An 18389-nucleotide genomic window follows, 5' to 3' on the forward strand; every position below is an offset into this window, starting at 1 on the left:
CCGAATTTATCTCGACAATCCAGCCTTCGCCGCCGGGGATGATCCCGACCATGCCTACAGGAAGCCTTATGCCCCAGCTCACCATTTCTTCCGCCTTCGATTCCGGCGCCATCGATGTTGTCAGCCTTGCCGACCATCGCGATATCCAGCTCAAGATCAGGCCGGACAATGCCAGCGAATTCGCCCAGTGGTTCCATTTCCGCCTGCAGGGCGCCGCAGGCCTGCCGGTGAACATGCGCTTCCTGAACGCGGGCAGCAGCGCCTACCCGAAAGGCTGGGCCGGTTACCGCGTCGCCGCCAGCTATGACCGGCAACACTGGTTCCGCATCCCCACCGCCTTCGACGGCCAGGAAATGACGGCCCAGCTGACCCCGGCTGCGCAGAGCGTCTATTTTGCCTATTTCGAGCCCTACTCCTATGAACGCCACCTGGATCTGATCGGCTTCGCCACCGAGTCGGACAAAGTGGCGGTAGAACACCTGGGACTGACCCTCGACGGCCACGATATGACGCTGCTCCGTATCACCGACGAAGACAGCACCACCCCGCCCGCACAGAAAAAGCAGGTCTGGCTGACCGCACGCCAGCATCCGGGCGAAACCATGGCGGAATGGTTCGTGGAAGGCTTTCTGGAACGGTTGCTGGACAGCGACGATCCAGTCAGCCGCGTCCTGCTGAGCAAGTGCGTATTCAATGTGGTGCCGAATATGAACCCCGACGGCGCCATGCGCGGCAATCTGCGCACCAATGCAGCCGGCGCCAACCTCAATCGCGAATGGCAGGCACCCTCGCTGACGCGCTCGCCGGAAGTGTTCCTGGTCCGCCAGAAGATGCTGGAGATCGGCGTGGACCTATTCCTCGACGCCCATGGCGACGAAGCCCTGCCCTACAACTTCGTGGCCGGCTGCGAAGGCAATCCCATCTACGGCGCGCGCCTGGAAGGCTTGGAAAACGCTTTCAAGAGCGCGTGGATGGCCACCTGCCCCGACTTCCAGGACACTGAAGGCTACGATCGCGACCAGCCCGGCGAAGGCAACCTGACCATCGCGACCAACTGGGTGGGCCAGCAATTCGATTGCCTCTCCTACACCATCGAAATGCCGTTCAAGGACAACGCCCTATTGCCGGACGATGAATATGGCTGGAGCGGCGAGCGGTCGAAGAAGCTGGGTGCTTCCTTGCTGCTGCCGGTGCTGGCCGTGGCCGACAAGCTGCGCTGATTCAAAACGCCCAACCGGGTGGCGGTGCCGGCCGAGTCGATCGGCTAGCATCCCATTTGCGTCCGCAAGGCCGCACGGACCGCCGCCACCCGCGCCTCGCGCGCTCCACCCACCACGCAATAAGGAACGCCCGCGGTCTGCAGGGCTGTCTCGTAAAGCGCGAACAGGACGTCGCGGTCGTGGGGGTGTTCACGCAGCGGATCGGCTTGCCAGGCGATATCCGGCCTGGGCAGGATATGCAGCAGATAGGACATGGGTTGCCAGCACGCCGTAATGGCTGCCGGACAATAGCCATAGCGCACTTCGGCCCAGATCTTGCAGACCAGGGCATTGGTATCGCAGACCAGCCAATCGGCCCCGCCGGTGCGCTGCCAGCGCGCCGCTTCGGCCTCGCCGCTCAACTGTCCCTGGGCGATGGCAATCACGTCGGCCAGCGTATAAGCCACATCCCCCTTGGCCTGGAAGTATTCGCGCGCATATTCGGGCAGGTAACTGCCGCCCAGATCGGCTGCCAGATCTTTCGCAAGCGTGGTTTTGCCGGACGACTCCGCGCCGACGATGGCGATCTTAAGCATAAGCGCGCCTTATGCGGCATGACCAATCCCACCAGCCATAGCCGGCCAATCCCGCCAGCAGCACGTACAACAGCGCCGTCACCTGCAAGCCCTTTACCAGGTAAATGGCGGCCGACAAAAGATCGAGGATGATCCAAAGCGGCCAATTTTCCAGCTTGCGCCGCGCTTGCAGCCATTGACCCAGCACGCCGAACACGAACACGGTCGAATCCAGCCAAGGCAGGTCGGTGGGCAGAAAGTGGACCTGCATTTGGCCGACCAGCAAGGTCGCCGTCAATCCCACGCCCCACAAGACCGCATGATCGGCCGCCCCCATGCGGCTAATGGCCACCGTCGGCTTGTCGCCATGCGACGAACGCCAGTTCCAGGCACCATAGAGCGCGAGGGCAATATACAAGCCATTCAGTGCCGCTTCGCCGAATAGATTGACCTGGGCGAATAGCCAGACATACAGCAGGCCGGATAGCACTTGCAGCGGCCAGGTCAGCCAATGGTTGCGGGCGGCCAGCCAGATGGCCGCGATGGTCAGGGCAAAACCGGCGATCTCGACGCCGGTCATGGCCGATAGTTGGGACAGCAAGCTTTGCATGCGCGAGGCCTGGTAGACGGGCCGATAGTATAACCGCCGCCGCACGCCCTCTTGCTCGCCCCAATCGTTCGCCGCTTGGTAAAATCTACCGCCCAACCAGGAAACCACCATGTCCAACAGCTATTTCCGCCATACCGACGGCGGCCTCTATCGCTTTGTCGCGCACGCCCGCTCAGCCGATACCACTGGCGACGTAGTCGTCTACGAGCACCTATGGCCGTTCACACAGGGCCTGTGGGTACGCGACCGGCAGGAATTCGAATCGCGCTTTAGCCCTATCGACGCCGCTGAAGTGGAAAACGCCATGCAAGGCGACCGGCTTGCCGCCCAAGCCGCCGTCGATACGGCCAAGGCCACACGCCGCGCCAAAAAGGCAGGCTGACATCGGCATGGCCGCCCCGCTCTTCCCCGCTGTGCGTGAGGCGCTTTGCCTCACCGACCCGTACGCCAAGGCCGACGCGGCGCAAGCGATATGGGCGGCTTGGCAGGCAGGGCAGCTGGACCACACGGCGCCGCCCTGCCCACCGCCTGACCAGGCCGGCCGGCCGCCCCGGCCGCAACTGGTACCACCACAGGCGGTGCCGCGGCGCCGGCTAGGCACGCCGGCCGGCCGCGCGGCCCTGGTCCATGCCATTACCCATATCGAGTTCAACGCCATCAACCTGGCGCTGGATGCCGCCGGCCGCTTCCACGGCCTGCCGCGTGACTACTACGGTGACTGGCTGCGGGTCGCGGCCGAAGAGGCGCATCACTTCCGCCTCTTGTCCAACCATCTGAACAGCCTGGCTTATGCCTATGGCGACTTCCCTGCCCATGACGGCCTATGGGTCATGGCTGAGAAAACCGCCGGCGATGTCCTGACCCGCATGACCCTGGTGCCGCGCCTGCTGGAAGCGCGCGGCCTGGATGTCACCCCGGCCATGCAAGCACGCTTGCTGGCAGCAGGCGACCGTACCGCCGCCGGCCTGCTCGATATCATCTTTCGCGATGAAGTGGGCCATGTCGCGGTCGGCAACCGTTGGTTCCGCTGGCTTTGCGCCGAACGGGGCCTGGATCCGGCCGAGACCTTTCGCGACCATCTGGTCAAATTCGAGGTGTCGCGCAATATTGGCGAATTGAATATCGAAGCCCGCTTGCAAGCCGGATTCGAGCTGGACGAACTGGCCGTACTCCAGGCATACGCCCTATCCGCCGAGTAAACGGGTTTTCCGCTCTGCACGGCAGTCCAAGGCGGCACGCGGCCTCTGTACCGGCATCCGGTATAATCGCGGTTTCCCGACCGCAATCCCGGAGCACGACATGGCCGCCGCACGCCAAACTGAAATCCGCCAGCAGGATTTCATCGACAGCATCGCCGATGCTTTGCAATACATCTCCTACTACCATCCGAAGGACTATATCCAGAGCCTGGGCCGCGCCTATGAGCTGGAGCAGTCGCCCGCAGCCAAGGATGCCATCGCGCAGATCCTGACCAATAGCCGCATGTGCGCCGAGGGACATCGGCCGATCTGCCAAGACACCGGCATCGTCTGCGCCTTTGTCACGATCGGTATGGACGTGCGCTGGGCCGATGCCACCATGGCGGTGGAAGACATGGTCAACGAAGGTACCCGCCGCGCCTACCTGAATCCGGACAACAAGCTGCGCGCCTCGGTACTGGCCGATCCGGCCGGCGCCCGCCGCAATACCCGCGACAATACGCCGGCCATCACCCATATCGAGCTGGTACCGGGCAATACGGTGGAAGTGCATATCGCCGCCAAGGGCGGCGGTTCCGAGAACAAGTCCAAGTTCGTGATGCTCAACCCCTCCGACAGCATCGTCGATTGGGTATTGAAGACCGTGCCGCTGATGGGTGCCGGCTGGTGTCCGCCCGGCATGCTGGGCATCGGCATTGGCGGTACCGCCGAAAAGGCCATGCTGCTGGCCAAAAAGTCGCTGATGGACCCGATCGACATCCAGGAATTGATTGCCCGCGGCCCGCAAAACCGGGTTGAAGAATTGCGGCTGGAGCTATACGAGAAGGTCAATGCGCTGGGCATCGGCGCCCAGGGCCTGGGCGGCCTTGCCACCGTTCTCGACATCAAGATCCTCGACTACCCCACCCATGCCGCCAGCCTGCCGGTAGCCATGATCCCGAACTGCGCCGCCACCCGGCACGTCCATTTCGAACTGGACGGCTCCGGACCGGCCCAGCTGGAGGCCCCCAAGCTGGAAGATTGGCCGCAAGTGACCTGGACGCCGGCCGCCGATGCTACCCGCGTTGATCTGAACAGCGTGACCCGCGAGGATGTCGCCGGCTGGAAACCCGGCCAGACCTTGCTGCTGAACGGCAAGCTGCTGACCGGCCGCGATGCCGCCCACAAGCGCATGGTGGATATGCTCAATAAGGGAGAGAAGCTGCCGGTGGACTTCACCAACCGCTTTATCTACTACGTTGGCCCGGTGGACCCTGTGCGCAACGAAGTGGTCGGCCCCGCCGGCCCCACCACAGCCACGCGAATGGACAAGTTCACCGAACAGGTCTTGGCCGAAACCGGCCTGCTGGGCATGATAGGCAAGGCCGAGCGCGGCCCGGCCGGACTGGATGCCATCAAGAAGCACCAATCGGTCTACCTGATGGCCGTAGGCGGCGCTGCCTATCTGGTCTCCAAGGCGATCAAGAGTGCGCGGGTGCTGGCGTTCGAAGATATCGGCATGGAAGCCATCTACGAATTCGACGTAGTGGATATGCCCGTCACCGTGGCGGTCGATTCGCAAGGCAGTTCGGTGCACAAGACCGGCCCGGCGGAATGGCAAGCCAAGATCGGCAAGATTCCGGTCACGGCCCAGTAAGCATAGCGTTTCGGCTGCATGGTGGTCGGCGCGGTTGCCGACCACCACCCCGCACTACGCCTTGCGGATATTTTCGCCGGCAAGGCTAGGGCGCCCCCGGCTAGGCGCCCCCAGCTAGGCGCCCCCAGCTAGGCGCCCCCAGCGATAGCCACCCTTACCGGTCGCGGGTAGCCCGCTTGGATTTCGGACACGTTCCATCCGCCGAACAACCCGCCAGACGTTCCAGCAAACCTCGCTCGTCTTTATCGTCCTTCCGGTCCTGCTTTGAATCCGGCCGTTTTTCCACCACTGCCTTCTCGCGATGCTCGACGATGACCGATCGGCTGCCATCGCTAGGTGCGATGGTCTCCAAGGGCTTGGGCTTTGGCTTGGCGACTGGTTTTTTCTGCGTCGCCGTGGCGTCGCCCGCACCGGTAGGCGGGGGCACGACGGTGCCCGTCCCATCCGTGCCGACCACGGCAGGCGGCGTTTCAACCGGCAGCGGAGCTTCCTGCACGGGGGCTGGCGCTGCAACCACCTTGGGCAAGGAGCCTGGTGCGCCTGGAGGCTCCATCACCTCCGGCTGTAAAGCGACCGCCGCAGGTGGATTGGTAATCAACTTGACCTCGGGTTTGGAGCGGCTACCAACCCAGATCAGTGCCGCGATCCCGCCCAGCAAGGCCAGGCCGCCCGTCAGCAACCACGGGGCATAGCGTTGCAAGGTGGCAGCCATCTTACCGTCGGGCGCCACCGCTGTTCTTGCCTGCGCCTCAACCGGCTCGGCCGGTGCGGCCGCATGCCCGTGACCGTTGCTGCCGGTGGTCGCCTGTTCGCGCAAGGCACTGCGGGCTTCGCGAGCCGACTGGAAGCGCTTGGCGGGATCTTTCTCCAGGCAACGCATCACCAATTCGGCCAACCACTCCGGCACGTCGGGATTGAGGCTACGGATATCGCTCGGTGTCTCGTGCAGGATACGATAGGCGATGGTCGCGACGTGCTCGCCATCGAAGGGCCGGGTGCCGGTCAGCACTTCGTACAGCACGATGCCCGCCGCAAAGATATCGGCTCGGCCATCCAGCTTCTTTCCCTCGATCTGTTCCGGCGCCATATAGCGTGGCGAGCCCACCAGCGTGCCGGCGCGCGTCAGATCGCTGGCAGGCAATTGGGCGATTCCGAAATCGGTGATCTTGAGACGGCCGTCGGCAGTCAGCATCAGGTTGGCCGGCTTGATATCGCGATGCACCACCTCATGCTCGTGTGCATAAGCCAGGGCGCCGAACAACTGGCCGGCCAACTTGACCACCCGCCCGCAGGATATCTTGATGCCGCTTTCCATCAATGACTGCAGCGTCTTGCCCTCGACGAACTCGATGGCAAGGAAGGCGTGCCCGTCGATATCGCCACAATCGTAGACCGTGATGATATTGGGGTGGTTCAGCCTCGCCGCCGACTTCGCCTCTTGCTGCAAGCGCGGTGCGTACTCGGCGCGCTCCTCGGCACTGAGGTTGAGGCGCAGCACTTTGAGCGCAACGGTGCGTTCGAGCCGTTCATCGACAGCACGATACACGACGCCCATGGCGCCTTGGCCAAGCAAGGCGTGAATACGGTAATGACCGAGTATGTCCATTGTTCTATTTTAGCCCGGCTTCGATGAATCCCACGTTGCGGGAAATCGGCAACTTTTGGGCTGGCGCAAACACAAAAGAGGTAGTACGCATGCCGTGCCACTCACTGGATATTATTTTATGACATCAGCTTACTTGTCGTAACCATCTTTGAGCAAGCCGATTGCGTTATACGCAGCGCTTTATATTCGAAGCATCCTGAACGGCCGCTGTCCGAACCGGAGGCGAGCCGCCTGCAAAACAGTAATTACTTATATATATTCCATCAGTCCCGACCGAGCGACCGCTTGAAACCATCACACCGGCAGCGCTCGCATTGTCTTGCATGATGATAGCGTTACCCACGTGATTTATGCCAAGTCTCGTTGCGCCTCTTCAGTCGCCGGCGTGGCGAGCGAGATCTTCCTCCATATCGGCGAGCAGGATATTGAGCGCATCGCTGGACATGCGAATTTCGCTGATCGACAGCCCCAGCGAAACCAGCAGAAATAACAGGCTGACGCCAAATACCGCATGCGCCGCCGCGGTCAGCCCAAAATAAATCAAGAACATGCATAGCACGCACAGGAACAAGCTGCCGACCCCGACCGCCTGCATGCGCCGGATCAACACCACCCGCCGCCGCAAATTGGCGATCTGCCGGATGATCTTGGGATCGGGCGTGGTCTTGTAGTCCTCGTACAAGCTGCGGATCACGCCCGACAGGCCCAGGAAGCGATTGGTGTAAGCCAGCAACAAGAGGGAAATGGCCGGAAACAGCAAGGCCGGAACGCTGATCTCCACTTTTCAGCTTTTCCCGCTCAGCGCACGCAGATCAGCGATGATGGTCTTGGCATAGGTCTTGGTTTCCAGATCCGTGTAACGCTTCATCACCCTGCCCTGCGGATCGATCAGGAAGCTGTGCCGCCTGGAAAACTTCATCACGCCCAGATTGACCAGCGTACCGAATTTCTCCGATGTCTTGCCGTCCGGATCGGCCAACAAGGTAAAGGGCAGTTCGTGCTTGCGCCCGAACTCGCGAATGGTTGCGACGTCGTCGGTGCTGACGCCTACCACCTCGGCTCCAAGCGCGCGCAGGAGCAGGATGTCATCGCGGAAGCTGCATGCCTCCTCCGTACAACCCGGGGTCTCCGCCTTGGGATAGAAATACAGTACCAGCCATTTGCCACGGAAATCGTCGCTGGTACGGACCTTGCCTGCTTGGTCAGTCAGCGCGAACGCGGGGGCGCCTTGCCCTATCGTCACATCGGCATGGACCAATAGGCTGAACGCCATAAACAAACCGAGAAAAACAGATTTCATGCTAATTCCTGCCTGGCTTGATCGAGGTGGCGGATGGGCATCGGCAAGGATGCACGGCACGGACCACTTCGGTATTGGAATCGCGGGGCGCCTGCTTCTCCAAGCAGGGTATCCCGTGGGTACGGTTACTTCGAACACGAATAGCTTAGCAGGTTCACCACGCCGCGACCGCCACCGGCCGTCATGGACAAGCGGGCAGGTCGGACACCGGCAGCGCTGGCACGAGAAGAAAAGGTAGATTGCAGAAAAAAAAGAGGCCATCCCGAAGGACGGCCAGAGGAGGAGGAAGGTTGCATTATCATCCACATGGAGGATTTACATCCTGTGAATTTTGCCGTTCATATTATCTATAGCTTGCACTCAGCAACTTATAGACAGCATCCATAAATTGGAATTCGGATTATTTCGGGCGCGCGGCTATCACTATTGAAGGAACTAAGGCGGGCCAAATCCGTCAGTTACCGCCAATAACTGCCATCAGTCCAGTCCGCTTAATTGGCTGTGCTTATTGATGCTCTCGGCGCAATAGCCATACGCCGGGCGCGAATACGCAGCACAGTTCGACGACTGCGTAGCCGCACTGGTCTCACCCCCCGAAAGTTCTACGATGCAAATACATGCGCGCGACGGCAAGCTGGCCCGCACCTATATCAGGTATCAACAATCAAATGGCCAAGCCGTCAGAAAGCGCCGCAAGTGCATTCGCATTCACCGCCTGGCCATCCTGCTGTTCGTCGGCCTGATACTGACGAACATGGCTTTCTTTACCATCTGGCAAATCGACCGCCAACATGCGCGACTCGAAGTGGCGCAATTGCAACGCGACCATGCCGATGCCTTGCGCACGCTTACCGAGCAGAGCAACAACCAGTTGGCGATTGCTCGAGACCGAAACGACCAACTTCAAGCCAGCGCCTACGCCGAGATGGTTGCGCTGCATACCCGTTCCAATGTGCGCCTGCAAACCATCGAAAACCTGGAGCGAGAAAATGCCGCGCTTCGCCTCACCGGCGGCGTGCGTTTGACCCTGGAACATGCGCGACCGCGCCGCGCCCAAGATTCCGCCCTACCCGGCAATCGCTTGCTGACGCAAAACGAACCTGCCTTGCCAATCGCCGCCCAGACCGGCACGGAACGAACGGGAGGCGAGCCCTTACCTTGATTATTTGGGCTCCCCCCCATGGGGAGCGTTAACCGTCATACTTCGCTCCATGCACAAGCACATCACATTCCTTCACACCTCAGCCATACACATCGAAACCTTTGCGCGCCTGGTAAAGGCAATTGATCCCGATGTAAAGGTTGAGCACGTCGTGGAAGAAGCGCTTTTGACGGATGCCCAACGCGTGGGCGCGAATGATCCGGCCTTGGTCATGCGCGTACATGACGCCATGACAAAGGCAGCCTCAACCGGCGCGCCGATAGTCGTTTGCACCTGCTCGACCATTGGTGGCGCGGCGGAACGAACGCCGACAGATAGGCACTTCGTTCCCATACGGATTGACCGGGCCATGGCGGATCGGGCAGTTGCGCTCGGCCCAAGCATCCTGGTCGTCGCGGCATTGGAAAGCACACTTGGTCCGACCAGAGAACTTCTCGAAGAGTCTGCCAACTCAGCGGGAGTCGCGATCGAGATCGAATACCTCGTGGCTGAAGGCGCGTGGCCGCACTTTCTGCGTGGCGATTGGACGGCCTATTTCGAAGCCGTTGTCACGGCAGTAAACGCCATCGCTCCACATTCGGTAAGCGCTATCGTTTTGGCGCAGGCCTCCATGGCCCCTGCGGCAGAAGCCTTGAGCGGCATGGGTATTGAAGTGCTGTCCAGCCCAAGCCTGGGTGTGCAAAGTGTCGTCGAACAATTACACAATCGCAGGATAGGATTGGTACCGACTTGCTGAAGGGTGTTCACATAGGCGGGAACAAGCGGCCGGCGGAAGAAGATTGTCTTACTACTTACACCCGGTCGTGCACCATTTATTGGTTCCGTCCTTGGACGGGATAGGTATAATCCTGGCCACTTTCAGGGAGTGGTTCTCGTAGCACTTCCAGGTGTTACATAAGTGCTACTTCGTAGCCGAAAAACCCCTGAAATGCCTAGAAATACGACAGAGTCGTACAAAAGTTCAGTTTATGATGTGGCTGATTTTGTTGATTTTTATCGTAGATTTCAGTTTTGCGGCCTCTGTAGTTAAATGGATATAACGGCCCCCTCCTAAGGGGCAGTTACAGGTTCGATTCCTGTCGGAGGCGCCATTTCAAGCCGCTCCAAGCCGCCGCAAACCAAGCAAAAACAACCACTTAGCGAAAACTACAATCTAGCCCTCCGGCTTGAAATGGCTTCCGCATTCGCACGTTTGTCGCACGTGCGGCATTTTCGCCAAAACCTCTGTCGCAAGGGGGCGCCAGACTGCCCGCTCCACCGATTCGTCTCCAGCGTGACGAGTTTGAATGAGATAGATGGTTAGATAAACACCGTCTCCGCGAGTTTTGACGAAGCTGGGTACTTTTTATCTTCAACCGGGCCATTTCTGTCCCGTCTCACACTCCTTGTGTTTCGTCCATTTCAAGCCACGGCCTGGGCAAGCGCTCAATATCCCGGCTGGCATATGGTTTGCGTGGGCAATGGCATAGAACGCTTTGCCATACATATGGCTCGAGAAGGAATAAAGATGAGTCGGCGTCCAGCTTCATCCTCCAGCGGATCAACGACGAGCACTTCCTCCAGAGGTGGCGGTGGTGGTGGCGGCGGTAGAAAACCGCCGGTACTGGGCACGCCCCCTGGCTTCAGCGGTTCAGCACCGAAGAGCGGTGCGAAGCAGGCTGCATCCAGCTCCAGCGTCACGCCACCCATCAAGGGCGGCATGCCATCGATTGAAGGCCCAAAGCGCCCCAGTACGCCTACGTCCTTAACGATCCCCAGCAGCCGCTCTACGCCGTCGGTTTCTCCACCGATAACGCCGATACATGCCTCCAGCAGCAAAAGCCAAGCGTCGAGTAACGTCCCATCCACACACCCCTCACCAGGGAGGCTGGGACAAACGCCTCCCAGCGCTTTATCGAGCAGCATCGGCACCTTGACCAGCATACCGTCCTCGCAACCGCTTCCCTCGATTGGAACGCAAACGCAGGCGACTACAAGTCTTTCCCCCATGGCGCCTCTGCATGGGGGCAGCACGAGTTCCAGCAGTTCTTCATCGATCCCGGGGCTAGGTAGTACGGGCACGGACCGACCCAAACTGTCCGTTGCGTTCTCCACCCCTTTGTCCAGGAACGGTCAGAAAGCAGTGATGACGGACTTTCATGCTCGTGGCGACGACAAGCATCAGTACTATCATCCGATCAATCCCGACGGAGCAACTTATGCGGAATATCCACATTTTTCCAACAATAGCGGGGGACGGCATGTGACCGATGTAGTAGGAAAGATGATCGTCAGCGTTCCATTCAATGAAAGTACTGGCCTATTTGACGATAAACCAAGTAGACAGGACGCGCTCTCGTCGGCGACGAATCCGCCTTCGGACGCCAGCCATGGCCTGCGCTCGGATGAAGCAACCTTTCATGTGAGGGGACACGACAAGAAGAAAGATGAAAGTGGTAAGCTCAAGGGCAGGTTCTATGAACCGGTTTCCCCCCGGTCAATGAAGCGGGATTCACATAGCCTTGCGGGCCACGCGCTCCCCTCAATATTTGCTAGCTCCTCCTCCAGCCATCCTTCAGGAGTAGCCAGCTCTAGCTCTAGCTCTTCTCCTCCGTCCGGCACCAGCCGATCAACCGGCGACGGCACACATACGACTTCCACCAAGGAGTCAAAGGAGAAATAAGGCTCCCCAAAACCCGTTCCGGCGGCAGGCTATCGCTTTACGGCTCATCAGCACCCGGGTTTCCCCAAGTGCTGAATTGAACTTCCAGCCTTCACTTTTTTCAAGGCCGCTTAGCCATACGTGACACCGGCATGGCTCCCGAACCCTATTTCGCGGTCTTTAAATCCAGCGACTCCCAAACATTATTCCTATCCAATATCTGTTATATCCTCCCTGTGGTAGAGGACCTTCGCGTCATTTTCATAAAAAGTCCCTTGCACGAAGTCCTGGTCCAAAAGATGTTCTATTTCATCTTTAGGCATATCCAAAGGAGCGCTGATTTCGGTGATATTATCATCCAACCAAACCTTCGGTGTTTCGATGGGCAAAAGGTCAATCCCATCCTCCACCATTTCCAGTCCCACAGGGAAGTATTCCGTGAAGACGCCCTTCGGCTCGACCGCCTTTTGCCTTCCGGCACGGAATATTGTGTTGTGAGTCCTTTCAGTCCGGTCAGGTTTTACTTCTTTGCCGTCCTTGCCGCGAATAGCTATACGCGCCGACTCTTTCGGCTGTGAATCCAGCGGTTTAGCTTCCTTCGTTTGATTGATTTCCGGCCTGCCAATTTTTGCATCGGAACGAGAATGGAAGCAACCACATATAGCATCGGCAAAGCCCCTGTCATTCGGCTTCACATTTTTAATTATGTTTACTTGCTTTTTATCGCGTGATGGGAACTGGCCGTCAGCCTCAGTTCGACTGCAATTTACTGCGGACTTCACCGTCACAGGGTTGGAAAATTGTAGAGAACTCATTATCTAAAACCTTATAAAAAATAAATGGCAATTAATTTTCTCTCACACCAGAATATATGGCTTTCGGTTTTTACAAATTTTTTCACATTTTAAAACAAGAAGAAATACAAAAGTGTCGTGACAAAACCTAAAAACCGACAGGGTTAATTATGCCTAGCATAAATAATGAGAACTCTTGGAAAACCTTGAGGCTATTGTGCGATGTTGTCAGCCGTTGCTGCGTGTTGTAGTGCAATTTCTACTTTGTAACTGTGTTGCCCACGACCCACCGGGTCAATGTCGCGCCGAGACCCTATCGCAGGATCGCGTTTGCAATGAATGGGACGATTTTCATCCCATCCTCTTGAACCCCTTGGATTTCATGCTTACACTCGCCTGGTCAATCATCAATTATGTAGCTGACCATGACCACGCCTGCGCCTTGAGCCAATTACCGATAGCCATTTTGAAGGGCTGTCGCGCATGAATAGTGAGCCTGAAGTCATGCAATACATCACAGGCAAACCAGAAACACCGGAAGGCACCTTGGCAATGATAGCGCTTGTCAAGGCTCGCTGGATAGAATATGGGTTTTCCTGGTGGAGCTTCATGGATATCGACAACAATGAAGTCATTGGCGCTGGCTGCATACAATACCTGGGCCGAGACCCGGCCAATCCACTGGAGATAGGCTGGCGCCTGCGCAAGGATAAGTGGAATAAAGGCTATGCATCGGAAGCCGCACGCGTGATGGCTGAATTTGCTTTTGAACGCCTGAAGGCAGAATCCTTATACGCCGTTTGCCACCAGGATAATCATGCATCTGCCCATGTCATGAAAAAACTGGGCATGCAATATCGGGGAATCGAACACTGGTATGACATGGACACCGCCGTCTACAGCATGGACAGCGCAACCTGGCTGGCCGAAAAGCCGGCGACATGACGAGCTAGCCGCGAAACACCCTGAGCCCTTACTTACGCAGCACAAGCGCTTGAGCTTCGTCAGCCGCCGCAACACCGGATCCCAAACAGACGGCGTCCGGTTTTTGCGGCAGCAAATAGATTTACCAGATGCGAATGCGGTCCGCCTCAGGCTTGAACATGCCGTCGCCCGGTTTGGTATTGAACGCTTGATGAAATGCGTCACTGTTCATCGCCGCGCCAATGGCGCGAAAATCACCGGGCGAGTGCCAATCGGTGGTGAGGCGTTGTAGCAGTTCCTTATCGCGAATCTTGCCGCGGAAGACCTGGCCAAAGCCGATGAAGACGCGCTGCTCGCCGGTATAACCGTCGAGCGCTTCCGAAGGTTTGCCGTTCAAGCTCAGGCGGTAAGCCTCGAAGGCGATCTGCAAGCCCGACAGGTCGGCGATATTCTCGCCCACGGTCAACCTGCCATTGACGAATTGCTTCGGCAACGCTTCGTAGCTGTTGTACTGCGCCACTAGCCGGTCGGCCAGCTTCTCGAAGTTTTTGCGATCGGCCGGGCGCCACCAGTTACGCATATTGCCGCTCCCGTCGTACTGGCTGCCCAGGTCGTCGAAGCCGTGGCTGATTTCATGGCCGATAATGGTGCCGATAGCGCCGTAGTTCACGGCATCGTCGGCATCGGCCTGGAAGAACGGCGGTTGCAGCATGGCGGCCGGGAAGGTGATCTCGTTCAGCGGTGCGTCGTAAGAAGCATTGACCATTTGCGGTGTCATGCCCCACGCGTCGCGGTCGACCGGCTTGCCGAGGTAGGTCAGTTTGTAGCGATAATCGAATTGATTGATGCGCAGGGCGTTGCCGACCAGGTCGTCGGCGCGGATATCCAGGCCACTGTAATCGCGCCACTTATCGGGATAACCGACCTTTACCCGGTACCTGGACAGTTTGTCCTTGGCCTCGGCCTTGGTGGCCGGGCTCAACCAGTCGACCTTGTCCAGGCTCTGCATATAGGCTTTGAGCAGATTACCGGCCAGCGTTTCGATCCTTGCTTTGGATTCGGCCGGGAAGTACTTGGCGACGTAGCGCTTGCCCACGCTTTCGCCGAGCGAATCGTCCACCATTCTCACCGCGCGCTTCCAGCGCGGCGTCATTTGGCCCCTACCGCTCAAGGCCTTGCCGTGAAAGTTGAAGCGCGTCTCGGTAAACGGCTTGCTCAGGAGATGTGCGGTCCCGTCGAGTACCCGTATGCGTAGGTAATCGCGCCATGTGTCGAGCGGCCCGCTCGCCACCAGCTGACCCAAGGCCTTGGCATAGCTTGGCTCGCGAACATCGACAACCTGGACCTGCGCCATTTCGGCACCGTCGAGGAAAGCTGCCCAGTCGAACTTGGGCGCGGCCTTGGCAAGACCGGCGCGGTCGAATTTATTGTGGGACTTATGCGGATCACGCAAAGTCACATTGTCCCACTGGAACTTGGCAATCCGGGCTTCCAATGCCAAGACGGCCTTGGCGCGGCGCGCCGGCTCGGAGAGGCCGATCTGGCCCAGCAGGGTTTCCAGATAGCGCAGGTATTCTTCACTGGTGCTTTTGAAGCCGGGGTCGCGCTTGAGATAGTAGTCGCGGTCGGGCATACCGAGACCGTATTGGTCGACCATCACCACGTACTGGGAAGGGTCGTTGTCATCGACGTTGACGTATGGCCGTAGCGGCCCCTCGATGCCATGCACCGCCAAACGGCCGAATAAGCGAGTCAGCGATTTGCGGTCGGCGACGGCGTCGACCTCCGCCAGTAGCGGCTTGATCGGCTCGATGCCCAGCCGATCGGCCAGCGCTTCGTCCATATAGCTTTGATACAGCGCGGCCATTTGCATGGCCTCGGGTGTGTCGGGATGGGCGACGGCCGCTTCGACAATCTCGCGTACCCGCTGTTGCGACAAGTCGTTCACATCGTCGAAAGTGCCCCAGCTGCTTTTGTCGGCCGGGATCTCGCTGTTCTTGATCCAATTGCCGTTGACGGCCCGGTAAAGATTGTCCTGGATACGAATGCCGCGGTCGAAATGGTCGAGGTCGATGCCGGAGCGGCCAGCGGCGGCGGCAGGCAAGGCCAGCATCACGAGCAGGGCCAGGCGGCTGGGGTGAAAAATCATCCTTGTATCCTTGTAGTGGTCGGCGGAATTGCGGCTGGTCAAATACGCCGCAATTGAAGCGCGGATACGAAGGAGCCGGCCATCGCAATGCGACGGAGCATTGAGCGCTGCGACGAAAACGCTTCAAGCGGGGACGAATAGTCCGCTGGGGGCGCTAACCGGCCTGCCCTTTCGGGCAGGGATTGTTATTCATCCACAATCACCAATTGACTCGATTTTGCCTTTTCCCTCCCGAACCCTAGCGAGATGACACCGTTACTCGCCCTTACCGTAACCTGAGGGCACCATCCGCCGACTCTTACGCAAACTTCGTCCAGCGTAAACTCCGCAAAATCACTGCGCGATTTATCCATGGGTTCGAAGTGGTATATGTTTTCATACTCGTTCATGCCCATCTGTATGGATTCATCGCGTTTTTTATCGTGCCGGAAGACAATTCCACCCGCTTGAATCATTTCTATTTCGAACAAACCCTTCTTGCCGCATTCCTCGAACTGCGGGATAGCTTCACCGGCAAATTCAACCAATTTCGCCGGTATATTACGGGCCATGCCATGACTTTTTCCCACACACACCGCTACCCGCTCTGACGCGCGCTCCCGCACGTCGGCGGCAGTTGCAGTTTGCCGCGTGTTCAATGCCGACGCCCCAGCCGGGGCCTGCTCAGCTTGCCGACAGTGCGGCGTTGGCACATCCTTCATTGCAATAACCAGCTCGCCACTCCGGCTCAACTCGAACTGCATGTACGGCCCATTTTTCTCATACTTTGCCTGTATCGCCACTTGCGATGTGCTGCCCCATACCATGTGAATTTCGCCCAAGGAAAGTTGCTTCAGTGCACCTTCCGGTTGATTCAAAGGCTCAAAGTCACTGTGATTGTCATACTCGCCATGCCCTTGATATTTTGATCTTTCTGCAGTCATATCCCGCTTAAATACGACCCCACCGTATCCGATTCGCTCCACCCCGCCCAAACCCTTTTTAGCGCACTCCTTACACTGCTGCAAAGTTCGTAACAGAAAGACAGATACGTCCCTCGGAACGGAATGGTAAATCCCCCAGCTTTGGGTTTGCGGGACTTGTACGGTATCGGAATCGTTACGCCGGATAATAAGGTTACTGTCTGTCTGAGTACGATATGGTGAAGTTGCCGTTATATTCATTTCCGCCAGCAGGCGAGAAATCTCGTCGCCCTGGCTTGGACCGCTCTGGGTAGGAAAGGGAGATGGGTGTATTTCCGCTTTCCCCGCTGCTACTTTATACGCACCCAACTTGCCGGCTCCGTCAGGAGCGGTCGGATTGGCGTCTTTGCGATTGTTCGGCTTGATAGGATTGCCTGATCCGCCGGGATTTAGCAAACCGCTTGGTATGATGGGGTAATTTGATACCTTAACATTGCGTGACAAGTCCATTTAAAAATTCCTATTGAAAAATTATAAAAACAGCGCCAAAAACCATTAACAACCACTCAGACTGAATCGATCTGAGTGCGCCATAAACATTACTAATTTATATTTAAATTTTTGTATTTCGTATAACTGAGAAATTTATAGGAAATGACTGTCTTGACATATGCCTGTAAGAAGGACGCCTGAAGTTGGGGCATCGGGCCAAGAACCCACCGAGGTGGCTACACAGTCCAGCGTATAGCGATGTCGGAATCCCCCTCCTTTACGGCCTCAAAGCCAGCGAAAAGCGGGAGAGGCGGGGGAGATGTCAAGTTCCCGATTGACCCGCCCAAGGACAAGCTCTGGCCCTGGCGTTGCCTCATTTGCGGGCGCTGAGGTCAGCATCAGGCGTTCGATGCGAATTTCCTCGCATCTTCACCCATTTGGAGGATGCGCGGACCGAACCGGTACGTTAGATTTCACTAATCCAGATCAGGTTTGCCGTACGCAACAGCTCAAGGAGAAAGTGATGAGGATCTTCGGCCATTACGACCATATTGATGATGCGATTGCCGCACTCATTCACCACGGTGTCATTGCGGTTGCCGGCGCCCGATCGGAAGCGGTTCCGCAAATCGAACGGATCATGAAATGCCTTGCCGCCTATCCGAAAATCCTGCCTGTCTCCGGATATCAGATCGTTCCGAACCACGGTTACCTTTACTTTGTCCGGGATGCCAGTCGCTATCCAGTAGGGGACAGGTGGATAAAACGGCAATTGATGGATATCGATGCGAGCGATACACGCTTTCTTATGCGCGAGAAGGCTGCATAGCCTAAAAAAACGAGCGCCAATAGCCAACACTATTGGCGTTCGTTCCGCCCAGGCAACAGGAAACCAGGCAGTAAGAATAAATACTCATGCATTGAACATTATTAAGAACACGACGAATCGTGTTGGATCGCGCCAATCGCGCATGTTATCTCATTGCTGTGCAAGTAGACTGAGCATGACTGGTTGACCGCCAACTACGGCTTTCGCGTTTTTGAAAATACTATCTATTTCCTCCCAGCCCAACCCCTCACTTCCGCTCGCACTGATGCCAATCAATACCAGGGCTCCGAAGCACCCTCTGCGACGCCCGGCTAGGCGCCCCCCCCCACGTATGATGCGGGGGGCCGCGATTTCGCCAGATTTGTGTCTTT

At 57.9% G+C, this 18389-nt stretch carries 18 protein-coding genes and 1 tRNA gene; 10 read left to right on the plus strand and 9 right to left on the minus strand.

Annotation, left to right across the window (positions count from 1 at the left end):
• The first annotated feature begins 68 nt into the window (after positions 1-68).
• Positions 69-1220, plus strand: a complete 1152-nt coding sequence (locus tag FNU76_RS05110; protein WP_143856703.1) for a M14 family metallopeptidase — start codon at positions 69-71, stop codon at positions 1218-1220.
• A gap of 44 nt (positions 1221-1264) precedes the next feature.
• On the opposite strand, the gene FNU76_RS05115 is transcribed toward FNU76_RS05110, so the two are convergent.
• Both FNU76_RS05115 and pnuC read right to left on the minus strand, forming a co-directional pair.
• Positions 1265-1795, minus strand: coding sequence for an AAA family ATPase (locus FNU76_RS05115; RefSeq protein ID WP_143856704.1), 531 nt, complete (start codon positions 1793-1795; stop codon positions 1265-1267).
• The gene (gene pnuC, locus FNU76_RS05120) at positions 1788-2384 is read right to left on the minus strand and encodes a nicotinamide riboside transporter PnuC (protein WP_179958355.1); all 597 of its coding nucleotides are present in this window, start codon (positions 2382-2384) and stop codon (positions 1788-1790) included. The genes FNU76_RS05115 and pnuC overlap by 8 nt, the downstream gene beginning before the upstream one ends.
• Before the next feature lie 109 nt (positions 2385-2493).
• Here pnuC and FNU76_RS05125 point away from each other — a divergent pair, with 109 nt between their 5' ends.
• From FNU76_RS05125 to FNU76_RS05135, 3 genes are all read left to right on the plus strand, one after another.
• Positions 2494-2766: a DUF1653 domain-containing protein gene (locus FNU76_RS05125; protein WP_143856706.1), complete on the plus strand. Its 273-nt coding sequence runs from the start codon at positions 2494-2496 to the stop codon at positions 2764-2766.
• A gap of 7 nt (positions 2767-2773) precedes the next feature.
• Complete coding sequence (locus FNU76_RS05130; protein WP_143856707.1) at positions 2774-3583, plus strand: ferritin-like domain-containing protein; 810 nt, start codon at positions 2774-2776, stop codon at positions 3581-3583.
• A 100-nt stretch (positions 3584-3683) separates the two neighbouring features.
• Positions 3684-5219, plus strand: a complete 1536-nt coding sequence (locus FNU76_RS05135; protein ID WP_143856708.1) for a fumarate hydratase — start codon at positions 3684-3686, stop codon at positions 5217-5219.
• 154 nt (positions 5220-5373) lie between these two features.
• On the opposite strand, the gene FNU76_RS05140 is transcribed toward FNU76_RS05135, so the two are convergent.
• The 3 genes from FNU76_RS05140 to FNU76_RS05150 all read right to left on the minus strand — a co-directional run bounded on the left by FNU76_RS05140 (position 5374) and on the right by FNU76_RS05150 (position 8125).
• On the minus strand, positions 5374-6825 hold the full coding sequence (locus FNU76_RS05140) for a serine/threonine-protein kinase (protein ID WP_143856709.1): 1452 nt from the start codon (positions 6823-6825) through the stop codon (positions 5374-5376).
• Between the two features lie 373 nt (positions 6826-7198).
• Positions 7199-7606 carry a DUF2721 domain-containing protein gene (locus tag FNU76_RS05145; RefSeq protein WP_143856710.1) on the minus strand — a complete coding sequence of 136 codons (408 nt, stop codon included), beginning with the start codon at positions 7604-7606 and terminating at the stop codon, positions 7199-7201.
• A 3-nt stretch (positions 7607-7609) separates the two neighbouring features.
• Positions 7610-8125, minus strand: coding sequence for a peroxiredoxin (locus FNU76_RS05150; protein WP_143856711.1), 516 nt, complete (start codon positions 8123-8125; stop codon positions 7610-7612).
• 607 nt (positions 8126-8732) lie between these two features.
• Here FNU76_RS05150 and FNU76_RS05155 point away from each other — a divergent pair.
• From FNU76_RS05155 to FNU76_RS05165, 3 genes are all read left to right on the plus strand, one after another.
• Positions 8733-9287 (plus strand): hypothetical protein, encoded by a 555-nt coding sequence (locus FNU76_RS05155; RefSeq protein ID WP_143856712.1) that lies wholly within the window; start codon positions 8733-8735, stop codon positions 9285-9287.
• A gap of 49 nt (positions 9288-9336) precedes the next feature.
• Positions 9337-10023: an aspartate/glutamate racemase family protein gene (locus tag FNU76_RS05160; RefSeq protein ID WP_143856713.1), complete on the plus strand. Its 687-nt coding sequence runs from the start codon at positions 9337-9339 to the stop codon at positions 10021-10023.
• Between the two features lie 280 nt (positions 10024-10303).
• Positions 10304-10378: transfer RNA gene (locus FNU76_RS05165), tRNA-Arg, on the plus strand.
• A 334-nt stretch (positions 10379-10712) separates the two neighbouring features.
• Here the strand turns inward: FNU76_RS05165 and FNU76_RS05170 are convergent.
• The gene (locus tag FNU76_RS05170; RefSeq protein WP_143856714.1) at positions 10713-11210 is read right to left on the minus strand and encodes a hypothetical protein; all 498 of its coding nucleotides are present in this window, start codon (positions 11208-11210) and stop codon (positions 10713-10715) included.
• A 202-nt stretch (positions 11211-11412) separates the two neighbouring features.
• Between FNU76_RS05170 and FNU76_RS05175 the strand changes: the two genes are divergently transcribed.
• Complete coding sequence (locus FNU76_RS05175; RefSeq protein ID WP_143856715.1) at positions 11413-11949, plus strand: hypothetical protein; 537 nt, start codon at positions 11413-11415, stop codon at positions 11947-11949.
• 188 nt (positions 11950-12137) lie between these two features.
• Here FNU76_RS05175 and FNU76_RS05180 read toward each other — a convergent pair whose 3' ends face one another.
• A complete protein-coding gene (locus tag FNU76_RS05180; protein ID WP_143856716.1) occupies positions 12138-12743 on the minus strand; it encodes a hypothetical protein in 606 nt (201 codons plus the stop codon).
• Between the two features lie 414 nt (positions 12744-13157).
• Here FNU76_RS05180 and FNU76_RS05185 point away from each other — a divergent pair, with 414 nt between their 5' ends.
• The gene (locus tag FNU76_RS05185) at positions 13158-13667 is read left to right on the plus strand and encodes a GNAT family N-acetyltransferase (RefSeq protein ID WP_143856717.1); all 510 of its coding nucleotides are present in this window, start codon (positions 13158-13160) and stop codon (positions 13665-13667) included.
• A 121-nt stretch (positions 13668-13788) separates the two neighbouring features.
• Here the strand turns inward: FNU76_RS05185 and FNU76_RS05190 are convergent, their stop codons facing one another.
• Together FNU76_RS05190 and FNU76_RS05195 are read right to left on the minus strand one after the other, a co-directional pair.
• Complete coding sequence (locus tag FNU76_RS05190) at positions 13789-15795, minus strand: M13 family metallopeptidase (RefSeq protein WP_143856718.1); 2007 nt, start codon at positions 15793-15795, stop codon at positions 13789-13791.
• A 185-nt stretch (positions 15796-15980) separates the two neighbouring features.
• Positions 15981-17207, minus strand: a complete 1227-nt coding sequence (locus FNU76_RS05195; protein ID WP_143856719.1) for a hypothetical protein — start codon at positions 17205-17207, stop codon at positions 15981-15983.
• Between the two features lie 505 nt (positions 17208-17712).
• On the opposite strand from FNU76_RS05195, the gene FNU76_RS05200 reads away from it, so the two are divergent.
• Positions 17713-18018: a hypothetical protein gene (locus tag FNU76_RS05200; protein WP_143856720.1), complete on the plus strand. Its 306-nt coding sequence runs from the start codon at positions 17713-17715 to the stop codon at positions 18016-18018.
• Positions 18019-18389: the final 371 nt, after the last annotated feature.

Origin of the sequence: Chitinimonas arctica (assembly GCF_007431345.1) — a bacterium.
Taxonomy (GTDB): domain Bacteria; phylum Pseudomonadota; class Gammaproteobacteria; order Burkholderiales; family Chitinimonadaceae; genus Chitinimonas; species Chitinimonas arctica.